8 protein-coding genes and 1 pseudogene are annotated in these 12,568 nt (G+C 36.0%); 5 read left to right on the forward strand and 4 right to left on the reverse strand.

Annotation, left to right across the window (positions count from 1 at the left end; genetic code table 11):
• Window positions 1-13: 13 nt before the first annotated feature.
• A complete protein-coding gene (gene aas / locus ACFFIT_RS11190) occupies window positions 14-2,161 on the reverse strand; it encodes a bifunctional acyl-ACP--phospholipid O-acyltransferase/long-chain-fatty-acid--ACP ligase (RefSeq protein ID WP_385877756.1) in 2,148 nt (715 codons plus the stop codon).
• Between the two features lie 195 nt (window positions 2,162-2,356).
• On the opposite strand from aas, the gene ACFFIT_RS11195 reads away from it, so the two are divergent.
• Window positions 2,357-3,223: a hypothetical protein gene (locus tag ACFFIT_RS11195; RefSeq protein WP_385877757.1), complete on the forward strand. Its 867-nt coding sequence runs from the start codon at window positions 2,357-2,359 to the stop codon at window positions 3,221-3,223.
• 527 nt (window positions 3,224-3,750) lie between these two features.
• On the opposite strand, the gene ltrA (ACFFIT_RS11200) is transcribed toward ACFFIT_RS11195, so the two are convergent.
• A complete protein-coding gene (gene ltrA, locus ACFFIT_RS11200) occupies window positions 3,751-4,800 on the reverse strand; it encodes a group II intron reverse transcriptase/maturase (RefSeq protein WP_385877758.1) in 1,050 nt (349 codons plus the stop codon).
• A gap of 1,175 nt (window positions 4,801-5,975) precedes the next feature.
• Between ltrA (ACFFIT_RS11200) and ACFFIT_RS11205 the strand changes: the two are divergent.
• Together ACFFIT_RS11205 and ACFFIT_RS11210 are read left to right on the forward strand one after the other, a co-directional pair.
• Window positions 5,976-6,973, forward strand: a pseudogene (locus ACFFIT_RS11205) (virulence RhuM family protein).
• 682 nt (window positions 6,974-7,655) lie between these two features.
• Complete coding sequence (locus ACFFIT_RS11210) at window positions 7,656-8,276, forward strand: Fic/DOC family protein (protein ID WP_385877759.1); 621 nt, start codon at window positions 7,656-7,658, stop codon at window positions 8,274-8,276.
• Window positions 8,277-8,376: 100 nt separating this feature from the next.
• Here the strand turns inward: ACFFIT_RS11210 and ACFFIT_RS11215 are convergent, their stop codons facing one another.
• Window positions 8,377-8,544, reverse strand: coding sequence for a hypothetical protein (locus ACFFIT_RS11215; RefSeq protein WP_385877760.1), 168 nt, complete (start codon window positions 8,542-8,544; stop codon window positions 8,377-8,379).
• A 324-nt stretch (window positions 8,545-8,868) separates the two neighbouring features.
• Between ACFFIT_RS11215 and ACFFIT_RS11220 the strand changes: the two genes are divergently transcribed.
• A complete protein-coding gene (locus ACFFIT_RS11220; protein WP_385877761.1) occupies window positions 8,869-9,705 on the forward strand; it encodes a type IV toxin-antitoxin system AbiEi family antitoxin domain-containing protein in 837 nt (278 codons plus the stop codon).
• A gap of 8 nt (window positions 9,706-9,713) precedes the next feature.
• Window positions 9,714-10,628 (forward strand): nucleotidyl transferase AbiEii/AbiGii toxin family protein, encoded by a 915-nt coding sequence (locus ACFFIT_RS11225; protein WP_385877762.1) that lies wholly within the window; start codon window positions 9,714-9,716, stop codon window positions 10,626-10,628.
• A 140-nt stretch (window positions 10,629-10,768) separates the two neighbouring features.
• Here the strand turns inward: ACFFIT_RS11225 and ltrA (ACFFIT_RS11230) are convergent, their stop codons facing one another.
• Complete coding sequence (gene ltrA / locus ACFFIT_RS11230; protein ID WP_385877763.1) at window positions 10,769-11,956, reverse strand: group II intron reverse transcriptase/maturase; 1,188 nt, start codon at window positions 11,954-11,956, stop codon at window positions 10,769-10,771.
• Between the last annotated feature and the right edge of the window lie 612 nt (window positions 11,957-12,568).

Below are 12,568 nucleotides of genomic sequence, written 5' to 3' on the forward strand. Positions count from 1 at the left end.
AATGCCCTCTTGGCTATAACAACAAAGCCTTCTGGTTTAATTTGACAAAATCAACTTTTCCCGAGCCTAACATAGGCATTTCATCTAAGTAATGTACATTTTTCGGAATAGCAATTTCAGGTAACCCATGGCTTTGAGCATTTATTTTTAATGCTTCTTTTGTCAATGTTTTATCTGTGGTGAAAAAGAGAATTCTTTCTCCTTTGCGTTCCTCTTTTAGGGCTACTGCAGCATGTTTACTTTCAGGGCTAATTGAAATTGCGATATTTTCAATAGATTCTAAAGAAATCATTTCACCAGCGATCTTGGCAAATCGTTTCACTCGTCCTTTAATTTGTAAATATCCATCTTCATCAATATGCACAATATCTCCAGTGTCATACCAACCTTTATCAATTCCGCCCTCTTCATTTATCATACATGGCTCTTCGATCACGCCAGGGGCATCAACACGTAAATACCCCTTCATGAGATTAGGTGCTTTAATGAATAATAATTTCCCTTCTGCAAGTCCTGGGACGTCTTGCAATCGATGTTCAATGAGAGGAAGCATACGGCCAATTGTATTTGCTTTATAAGCCATCGGTAAATTAATTGAGATCACAGGTGCGCACTCTGTCACGCCATAACCTTCAAGCACTCTGATACCAAATTTGTTTCGCCATATTTCTTTAGTTTTCTCTGTAAGCCTCTCGGCACCTGCAATAACATAGCGTAATGTAATCAAATCATATGGATGAGCAAACTCAGCATATTTTTGTAAAAACGTAGAAGTACCAAATAAAACAGTGCATCGTTTCTCGTATATGACTTCAGGTATTATCCTATAATGTAAGGGACTTGGATATAATACTAAATAACTACCACATAATAGAGGGGTAAAAAGACCAGCAGTCAAACCAAAAGCATGGAAAAGCGGTAGGCATGACATAAAACTGTCCTTTACCGTAAAATCAGCAACGGCTTTAATTTGCTCAACATTAGCTAAAATTGTATTATTGGTATGCACTACACCTTTAGGCACCCCCTCAGAACCTGACGTAAAAAGAATGACAGCCTCATCATCCCCCTTCATGCTATGAGCTAAGGAATTTGGAAAAAAAGTGTACAATGCTATTTTTAATTTATCTTTAATCGAGAGTTTATTTCTATAATCTTCTAGATAGATCCATCGAACCTCTCTTAACTCCATCACTAAATGCCCTAAGTCAGCTTTGTCAATGAATGCCCTTGAAGTAACTATAGTATCTATTTGTGCAGCTTTTATTGCTGATGTAATTCCTTGCACTCCTGCTGTATAATTTAACAATGCAGTGACTTTTGCACTCAAATTAGCCGCTAAAAACGTACTGGCCATTGCAATTGTATTTGGCAATAGTAGCCCCAAAGGCGCTTCAGTATTTGTCGATTTATTCAGAATTTCACTGACAGCAATAGAACGTTTAATCAGTCCCCTATAGGAAATAGGTGTATTATTTATATCTTCCATGATAGGACGGGCATATCCATAATTCTTCGCTTGTGCTAAAAATGATTGCCACAAGCTAATCGATGGTCTGACTGAAACTTTTGCATCCATCATAATTTGGTGTAATTTATCCCCTAAGATCATACGTCTTTCACTAGAACTGCCTACTGTTGGCATCTCAAGAGTTCTTGATGGCAATATATGAATAGTAATCTTGGGGAACCATCGAACTTTAACAAGTCCTTTTAGGTAGCTTGTTTTAGAAAATTCTGCACCTTCGATTCTGATAGGAACTATTTTTGCATCCGTTTTTGCCGCTATAAAACCCGCCCCATCATAAATTTTCATTAAACTACCTGTAACTGAGATACGGCCTTCTGGAAATATAACAAGAGGCTCCCCATTCGAAACCTCTTTTACCATTTGTTTAATGGCAAAAGGATTGTTATGATCTACAGGAAAAAACTTCATTTGATTTTTTAACCATTTCAGTGGGGCTTTTTCAAGGTAAGGAGAATAAATTGCAAACATAGGTTCTTTTGGCAAAAAAAGTGCTAAAAGAATGCCATCAAGCAAAGAGACGTGATTAGGCGTAATCACTATTTTTTTGTGCTTAAGCTCATCAAAATTTCCCTTAATTTCTATTTTAAATAAAAATTTAACTATTTTTTTTAGTATGGCTTTTAGAGTCATATTTACCTTGAGTATTTATTGTATTTTATATATATTTGTATCGTTTATTTGCTAATTATAAGTGTAATTTGATTTTAACGCTAATACTCTGTGCGACCAAATACTAACCTAATGATTTTCAAAGAAAATAGACTAATGTGATTAATTTCAAATTAATCTATTATATTGTTTTTAACTACTTAAACCTTTACCTTTATGAAACACTTCTTTATTTTGATTTTTTGTATTTTTCTCGTTTCTTGTTCTAACAAGAGTAAAAGATTTGAGCTTGTCCCTATCTCAAGCACTGCTAAATCATTCGATAATCTCCTATATACAGGTGCTTCATCTGATTTAAAAACACAATCAGCCAAAAAAGAATTATTAACTATTGCCCATAAAATTAATCTAAATGAAACTGGTGGGGATAGAAATAACCTGGTTTATTGGAATCCAAATGAGTCATTTCCATCACTTGGAATTGGCCACTTTATTTGGTATCCAGAAGGTTATCATGCTAGTTATGGGGATATGTTACCTAGTTTGATCGCTTTTTATAAACTGAACAATCGCAAAGTACCACCTTTATTAAATTCAAGGTATGCGCCTTGGTCTAATAAAGCTGAATTGGAAAAAGCTAGGCAGCGTGGTGAATTAGAGGAGGTGATCCAGTTTTTTGAGAACACCAAAGATGTGCAAATTGTTTTTATTTATAACAGATTAATCGCTTCTGTAGATAAAATGATTCAAAGCTCAGACAACCCAAGACAAATTCAAACGCAATTTAATCGCGTGCTGCAAACCAAAAATGGACTCTACCCACTGATTGACTATGTCAATTTCAAAGGCGAAGGCACGCAACCCATTAAAGAATATAACAATATCAGTTGGGGTTTGATGCAAGTACTGGAAGGAATGAGTGGTTCACAACCTGGTAAAAAGGCTTTATCAGATTTTGCTTCTAGTTGCAAAAGTGTCTTAGAAAACCGCGTTAAGAATCAACCTAGAGGAAAAAATGATGGTGTGTTTTTAGCTGGTTGGAAAAAAAGATGTGACACTTATGCAAATGCACTTTATTTATAACTTTTATTTCGTTATAAATAATTATTGCTTGGTTTAATGTTAGTGGCGAGAAAAGTTTACATAACTATTGATTAACTTCTCGCCATTGAAAGGCAAAGTATTTTTTTCTATAGTGCCAACTTTTAATTTAGCAACTTGAATTCACAAACAAGTGCTCAGGTAGATTATGGCCAAGGATGGATTGAAACAAGAAAATTTGAACAGCCACTTTCAGCTTAATCGATTAGAGCACAGGAGTTTCACCCGCCCTCTCTCACAGAACCACACGTGACACTCTCGCGTCATGTGGCTCTTCTAGCTCAACCTCACTTGTGCTATGTTTCCTTTTGTGCTTTTATCATTAATTCTAATGACCAATGGGCAAAAAGTCTTCTTCGTGCAACATGTGATTTTATCTCAGAAAGTAATTGGTATGTTTTCATCTTCTTGCCTTTGAGTTTCTTGCTCTTTTTCATCAGCCAGAGTATAAGACGTGTATCAAGTGTCTGCCATATGCCTCTTAATTCTGATGGATAGAACTTGCTATATTAATTTATTATCCCATGTAAATAAGGATTAATCATTTTAGCCACTATGTTTAAACCTTTTGGAAGCATCGCTTGCCAAGGAAATGATTTGATTTTCCCTTTTATCGCTTTCTTTGCTTTGTTGCTTATGGCTGGAAGAAATGAGGTAAAAGTCTCATTAGTGTATTTATTAACGCTTCTTCTTCGCCTAAAAGTGAACCCTAGAAAATCAAATTGATTGTTTGCCATATCCTTATTAATCTTAGGATTACAGCACACAATTTTCGTTTTCTCAGAGTGTAATTCTAATTTGCAATAAAGGATTCTTTGGTTTAGCTTTCCTAATACTTCTTTGGCTTGTTGTTCTGATACACAATGAATTATTGCATCATCAGCATAGCGTTCAAATGGTAAGTGCGGATACTCTCGTTCTAACCATTTATCAAATGCAAAATGTAGAAATAGGTTTGCAAGCAATGGACTGATTACTCCACCTTGTGGTGTCCCTTGTTCTCCCTTCTTAATACTACCATCAGGAAGTACAGTGTCTGCTTTTAACCATCGTATTAAGACTAACCTAACCCATTTAGGTGGATGTTGGCTGTCTATTGCTTTTATCATGAGTTCGTGATCAATATTATCAAAGAAGCCTTTGATATCTAAGTCAATTACCCATTTGTATTTGAAGCAATGCTTTCTCGCTTGTTCTACAGCACAATGAGCTGATTTTCCTGCTCTATATCCAAAAGAAGAATCATGAAATTTTGCATCCCATTCTTTTTCGATATTTAGCTTCACCCTCATTTGTGCCACTCTATCCGCTACCGTAGGTATCCCTAAAGGGCGTAGTTTTCCATCTGACTTGGGAATTTCAACACGTTTGACTGCGGGTGGGAAGTAGGTGCCTGAACTGAGTCTATTCCAAATCTTATATAGATTCTTTTGTAGATTCTGTTCAAACGTTTTAATACTGATATTATCAATACCAGGGGCACCATTATTCTCCTTTACAAGTTGCCAAGCTGTTAATACGTCGTTCCAATTAATTTCAAAGGGTTTTGTTCTATTCAATTATTTCTTCCTCAGTAATTTGATTTGTCTAATCTCTTAAAACCGAGCTAGTCACCTCCTTCGCTCCATATTCATTACAAATACTTCATCACTAATACAAGGCAATCTGCCAATGCACTTTGCTTCGTTACTCTCAGCTTACAGAGGGATCTGCTTATGCCTTCTCACTTAACATCAAAGTTCATCTTCCTTTGTTCCACACTGGAGCCCAAAATAAGATCCTGCTATCTGTATGCCGGTGAGCCTCCCAATCCGTTATTGCAAGTCACGATTGGGTTTGTTAATGCGTCGACCCTATGAACGCAGTTTTGACATCACAATTATAAGTAACGACACTTCATCAGTGGTTCATTTTCATTCAGCTTATTACTCCACATCTGACAAATTTTTTTTATTGCCTTTTAAACTCCACGCTCACCACGATATCTCTTAAATAACGCAGCTGGAGCCGATTTAGCACCTGCTCTTTCCAGCCGATGCTGGAGGGGCCTACCACCATCTTAGATAAAGTATGTTAGCCACCTAATAGCTAACTTCACAGCACACAATCAATAACTTATAAGATCCATCGAATGACTAACAGAAAGTGATAATGCACGCTTAATACGTTCACGATTACTTGACATTGTATTAGATGTTTTTGCTGAGAGAACGGGCGGTCATACAAATTTTATTAATCAGCGCGATGAAAGCTATCTTGTTTCAGCTATTCAAGAAGTGATCTATCATCGTCAATTTACTGATGCGCTAAGCAAATATGTAGAAGTAAATCAGTGGACTTATACACGTTTTATCGATCTAATATATCAAAGTATTTAATTATCAAGAAAACTGCGAGGCAGTCCGTGCTTACATCTCTGCCCTAAAGGGCATGGTTTTACGCACTTTTGATAAAAATCACGAAGATGTCTTTTCTCTCGATGCCAGCCAATATTAGCAACAAGATAAAACCAATAATCCCAGATTGATGAAAGTATGGAGATAATCCTAAATATTTACGAAGTAAATGATAAGATGTCCAACTTTTAAAAGGAGTTAACTATATGATAAAAAAGAAAGAAAAAGCACCAGCAATTCGCTCATCAGCTGCTGAATATCTCATCTTTATAGCTGCTAGCGGTGAGGGTGGTGTTGAGACCATTTATGCGGATGAAGATGTGTGGCTCACCCAAAAAATGCTAGGTACGCTATATGATGTAGAGACGAATACCATCAATTATCACCTAAAAAACATATTTTCTGACTGTGAGTTGGATGAGAATACAGTTATTCGAAATTTTCGAATAACTGCTAGGGACGGTAAAAGCTATAACACCAAGCACTATAACCTTTCTGCTATTATAGCTATTGGGTATAAAGTAAACTCCGAACGCCAGTACAATTTCGCAAATGGGCAACGGGTATTATTAAAGAATATACCATAAAAGCCTATGTTATGGATGATGAGCGTCTAAAAAATGACGGCACCATTCTTGGGAAAAAATATTTTGAAGAACAGCTGGAGCGTATTCGCGAGATACGCTTATCAGAACGTAAATTCTATCAAAAAATTACTGATATTTATGCAACTGCTATTGATTATGATGTCTCGGCTCAAGTGACCAAGCGTTTTTTTGCCACAATTCAGAATAAATTACACTGGGCTATTCATGGGCAAACCGCTACAGAAGTCATATACGCACGCGAAGACGCCGATAAAACCAATATGGGACTGATAACATGGAAGGATTCCCCACGAGGTAAAATTCAAAAATTTTATGTGAACGTTGCTAAAAATTATTTGAATCAAGATGAAATGGCGCAGTTGCAACGTCTGGTCAGTGCCTATTTGGATGTAGCTGAAGATATGGCACTACGGCAAATACCAATTACTATGAATGATTGGGAAGATCGTATAAACCGTTTTATTGCTGCCACAGATAGGGAAATTTTACAGGATGCTGGCAAAGTGAGTGCCGAAATTGCCAAAACTCACGCAGAAAATGAGTTTGAAAAATATCGTATAATTCAGGACCGTTTGTTTGAATCCGATTTTGACAGGGAAATAAAATTGCTTGAGCAACAGCATTTGAAGCAGATAGGCTCGGGAGATGAGAATGAATGCAAATCAAGGGATGTAACATATGAAGGTTGTTATGATAATGTTAATAGAGAGCTTTGCATAAGTGTATAAATTGTCATCACATGGAAAAAGTGGTGTAAATTCATACCAAAACGCTGTTATTTTGCATATGATTTGTTTATTTTTAAAGCATGACCTGATTGCTAAATATGCGAGTTCAAAATTCATATAGAAATTCAAAGGTTTCTATAATGCCGATTATTCGGTCATTTAATTTTTTGGTGCTCAGTAAAATGAACACCATATTTTGTCATGTTCCATTCACTACAAAACGCCACACATTAAAGCGTAATACTCAACTCAAGTCGCTGTATTATAATCACTTTAAATTTCTCATTTCAAATTATACTCACCTTTGTACTCACTTTGGTAATTGCTGGGGAAGCTGTTATGCATGGGTTAAATTTAATTATAATACAGATAGATAAAATTTCATGTTTGACGTGGATGAGAATACGCAAGGGTATTATAATTGGTCGTTAACAACACATTCATAGTTACTTATTTAGGCGTTATTTTTTTGGGAGGATTACAGTGCGTAGTTGATTTTTTATGTTCAATTTAGTTATTGAAGTAGATTCACTATTCCCTATGGTGTTTTGGTATAATATATGGGTAAAGTATTGATTAGATATTGTCAGTCATAGTACTTTGGTTGGCTACAGTCAGAATGTAGTTTTTTATTGAATCACTTATTTGGTCTATGTTGTTAATATTAAAGGTGTGTTGTTGAGTGAATAAATATGTAATTTCTAATAGTGAAGGGCAATTTCAAGAAAATTCGAATGAATTAGTTATGTTAAATAAACTTGGAATTACAAGTTTAGATGAGATTAATACAGTGGAAATGGTCTTATTAGAAACTTTATATTTAGAAATTTTTGAAAATCAATTTCCTGTCAATAGTCGAATCAATATTTCTATGATTAAAAATTGGCATAGGCTCTGGCTTGGAAATGTTTATGATTGGGCGGGTAAAGAAAGAACAGCTGATATTAGTAAAGGTGGTTTCTTGTTTGTTTCATGTTCACAGCTACAAAAACTGCTAAATGAATTTGAGAAAAAATTTTTGGCGATTTATACACCATGCACTAAAATGAATGAGGATTTATTAATTGAAGCGCTTTCTATAATACATGTGGAATTTATTTTAATACACCCTTTTAGAGATGGAAATGGGCGTATATCAAGACTATTAGCAGATGTCATGTCGGTACAGGGAGGTAAAAAACCTCTTGATTATCAATACTGGGAACAAAATAAGGATGAGTACATTTCTGCAATTCATTCTGGACTATCTGGTAATTACTATCCCATGAACTATTTAATAAAAAAAGCATTGAAAATTATTTAATATTTTTTGCTTAAGTTAATTAAAATTTTCCGAACTGGCTATGCCAAAAAGTGGGTAGGTAAAAATCACCTTATAAACTATTCGCTTAATCATCTTTAATTTACGTAGCCAATCGTAAATGAGCATATTGTTTACGTTTATCTTCGAAGGAAGAAGCTAATTTTTCTGATGAATGACCTGTTTCTAGTGCAGTAGAAGTAGTTACAGAGCGTAAAATTTCCACTCTAGATGGTTTTATATATGTCTCTTGCTTTTTGTCGCTATTCATATGATGTCTCCTATAATGATTTAATTATACACAATTTTTTGCAGAATAAATTAAATTATTTACTTCATAGTATGAAAAAATTACTACAAAAACAACTGGGATGAAATTATTTTTAGAGGAAATTCATATCATTTAACCTGGTTAGTTGACTAGATTGCTCTATATATGATTACAGGAAAATCAGACCATTATAGTAATATCCGATGTAAAAAAATGATAGTCAACAACTCCTTAATATGGTAGTTTATCAATATTGCATTTTACGGCGGTAGTCGCCGTAAAAAATAGGAAAAGTAAACTAAAGAAAGGATTTGGTGTTTATCAATGATAAGTCATCCTAAGCACGGAACGATGAAAGTCTCTTATAAGCAGTCACTTAAAACTCTTTTGCCTTATGGCATGTTAGCTACAAAGAAATGGCTTGTGGAGCAAGGTTTGAGTGCGCATGCGGTAGATAATGCTGTCAAAACCGATACGTTACTGCTACTAGCTACAGGTGTTTACAGTCAATATTCCCTAGAAATTACTTGGGAAGGCGTAGTTGCTTCTATGCAGCATATGATGAATAAGGATCTAGAAGAACAAGTTCCGCCTGTTGTAGTCGGTGGGTTGTCAGCACTGTCTATATCTGGTTTTGCGCAATATTTGTCGTTAGGAAATACGCAGCAAATTCATTTGTATACAAAGGGAAAGCTTCCTTCCTGGCTTCATAGACTGTCATTACCAGTAAAATTCAAGGGACATAGTACAACTAAACTTTGGGCCGATGGTTTATCAAAAGATAGAGCGCTTGTTAAACAGTATAAATGGAGAGAGGAATTACCTCCAGTTTATATTTCATGCCCTGAAAAAGCTATATTAGAAGTGCTAGTGGATTTACCTGAAAGTGTATCATTTGAGCATGCTGATGAACTCATGCAGGGATTGGTGAATTTATCACCTAGAAAGCTTGATATATTATTAAAAGCGTGTAAAAGTGTAAAGGCTAAACGCTTGTTCTTTTGGCTTGCAAAACGCCAAGCTTATTCTTGGTTTGATAAGTTAAATGTAGAAAATTATGATTTAGGCTCAGGTAAACGTGTTATTGTTAAGGGTGGCAAGTTGGATAAAGAGTATCTAATAACAGTACCTGAGCATACAGCGGTTGGAACTAAAGGATGAGTTCATAGGTGAATAAAAATACTATTTATTACAAACAGGTAGAGCTTTTGATACGGGTGTTGCCTTTCGTTGCGAAACAAAAATGCTTTGCTCTCAAAGGTGGTACAGCAATCAATTTATTTGTTAGAGAGTTTCCTCGTTTATCGGTCGATATTGATTTAGTGTATCTTCCAATGAAGCTTCGTGATGATGCATTGTTGGAAATTTGTGAAGCGCTTGATGCTATTGGTCTGGATTTAAAAAAAGCGTTTAAAGATGTTGAGCTAACGGAAGCTTATCGTTCAAAACAAGATACACTTAGGTTGATTGTTGCTCGTAATGGTGTACAGGTCAAGGTAGAACTATCACCTGTATTGAGAGGCACTGTTTATAAACCAAAACTGATGGAAGTTTGCACATCCGTAGAAGACGAATTTGGTTATGTTGAAATGCCCGTTGTTGATCTCGCTGATCTATATGCTGGGAAGATATGTGCGGCATTGGATAGACAGCATCCAAGGGACTTATTTGATGTAAAGTTGCTTTTGGACAATGAAGGGCTAACAGATGAAATTCGTAAAGCATTACTCGTTTATTTATCATGCCATAATCGGCCAATGGCAGAATTACTTAGTCCTAAATTTAAGGATATTACTGCCACTTATGAAGGTGAGTTTATCAACATGGCTAAGATGGATGTCTCGTTGGCAGAATTAGAAACTGTAAGATTACGCTTGGTAGAGCTCATTCATCTGGAACTGACTGATAGTGAAAAGTCTTTTTTGCTATCTTTTAAAAATAGAAAGCCTTATTGGTCGTTACTTGGTTTGAAAGGAGTTAGTGAGCTTCCTGCAATCAAATGGAAACAAGTCAATTTGGCAAAAATGTCGAATGAGAAGCATATGTTAGCTCTAGAAAAGCTAAAGAATGTTCTCGGGATATGATTTCTAAAAAATAGATATTTATATTTCGTTGATTATCGAGTAGAGCGCAGGAACCGCCCCTACACCCTCTCACAGAACCGTACGTGAGCCTCTCGGCTCATACGGCTCCTCTAACCTAACCTCTAGTTTGCTAGGATAATTCAATTCCTTTTTGATTGCATTAGATGCCAATGAGCAAAAAGTCTTCCAAAGCGTGGACTAGATTTTAACTCTTCAATCAGCTTATAGGTTTTAGTTTTCTTACCCTTATAGCGTTTTCTTTTCCTCATAATCCATTTGACTAATCGTCCGTCAAGGACGTGCCATATGTCTTCAAGTTCTGATGGATAGAATTTACTATAATAGTTAATAATGCCTCTGATATAGGGATTGATTACTCTCGCAACATTATCCAGCCCTTTTGGTAGTAGTGCTCGCCAATTAAAAGCCTTGATTCTTTGCTTGATTGCATTTTTCTTTTGAGCGCTGACAGCTGGCAAGAACCCTGTAAATACTTGATTAGTTCTTGAATTTATTGCTCTTCTACGTCTAAAAGTAAACCCTAAAAAGTCAAATTTGTTGTATTTTGCGTGCTTATTTGTTCTCGCATCACAATTTACTATTTTTGTCTTCTCAGGGTGCAACTCTAACTTACAATTACTCAGTCTTTCTTTTAGCTTATCTAATACCAATTTAGCCTGGTTTTCTGATGTGCAATGAATGATTGCATCATCTGCATAACGTTCAAAAGGTAAGTTAGGGAACTCTCTTCCCAACCATTTATCAAAAGCATAATGCAAGAAAAGATTAGCTAATAGTGGACTAATGACGCCCCCTTGAGGTGTGCCACGTTCTCCTGATTTTATACTCCCATCAGGATACATTACATCTGCTTTTAGCCATCGTACAAGGGCAAGTCTAACCCATTTAGGGGGGTGTTTGTCTATTGCTTTTAGCATAAGGGTATGATCAATATTATCGAAAAAGCCTTTAATATCTAAATCAATTACCCACTTATGCTTGTGGCAATTGGAGCGCGCTTGCGCTATTGCATCGTGTGCCGATTTACCCATTCTATAACCAAAGGAAGAAGGATGGAATTCTAAATCCCATTGTGATTCTATCTCTAGCTTTACAGCCATCTGCGCAACTCTATCTCCTACAGTAGGTATGCCGAGCGGACGCATCTTGCCATCAGATTTTGGTATCTCAACACGTTTGACGGGTGGTGGAAAATAGGTGCCTGAACTAAGTCTATTCCAAATTTTATACGGATTTTTCTTTAAATTCTGTTCAAAGGCTTCGACACTAATTTTATCAACACCTGCAGAACCTGCATTTCCTTTCACTCGTTGCTATGCTTCTTGTACTTTCCATTTACTGATTGTAAAGGGTTTTGTTTTGTTCAATTATTTCATCCTTTTACTTCAAGTTGTCTAATTAAGCAAAACTAGGTTAGTTGTCCCCTTCACTCCATTTTCATTACAGAAACTTCATCATTACTACGAGACAATCTGCCAATGCGCCCTTCATCGCTATTTCGTCTTACAGGTTCTTCGCTATAACTTTTCGCTTAACATTAGGGCAACATCTTCCTGAGTTCTCTATTTGCGCCAGTAGTAATCTCCTGCCATCTATATGCCGGTGAGCCAACTAAACCGTTATTGCAAGTCACGTTTAGCTTTGTTAATGCATGTTATACGAGCACGCAGTTTTGACATCACGGTTGCACTTAACGACACTTCATCAATGGTTCATTTTCATTCAGCTTATTACTACACATCTGACAATTTAAATATTACCTTTTAACTCCACGCTCACCACGATATCTCTTAAATAACGCAGCTGGAGCCGATTTAACACCAACTCTTGCTAGTCGATGTTGATGGGCCTTTCATCATCACAAATAAAGCATACCAATCTCCTAATGATTGGTTTCACAGCACACATCGAGTAGAACA

The sequence above is a fragment of the Thorsellia kenyensis genome (genome assembly GCF_042432445.1).
In the GTDB taxonomy this organism is placed as follows: Bacteria; Pseudomonadota; Gammaproteobacteria; order Enterobacterales; family Thorselliaceae; genus Thorsellia; species Thorsellia kenyensis.

Bases quoted from the DNA above. Each gene is read 5' to 3' on its own strand.
- aas (WP_385877756.1), bottom strand. From the start codon at position 2,161: ATGACTCTAAAAGCCATACTAAAAAAAATAGTTAAATTTTTATTTAAA.
- ACFFIT_RS11195 (WP_385877757.1), top strand. From the start codon at position 2,357: ATGAAACACTTCTTTATTTTGATTTTTTGTATTTTTCTCGTTTCTTGT.
- ACFFIT_RS11215 (WP_385877760.1), bottom strand. From the start codon at position 8,544: ATGAATAGCGACAAAAAGCAAGAGACATATATAAAACCATCTAGAGTG.
- ACFFIT_RS11220 (WP_385877761.1), top strand. From the start codon at position 8,869: ATGATAAGTCATCCTAAGCACGGAACGATGAAAGTCTCTTATAAGCAG.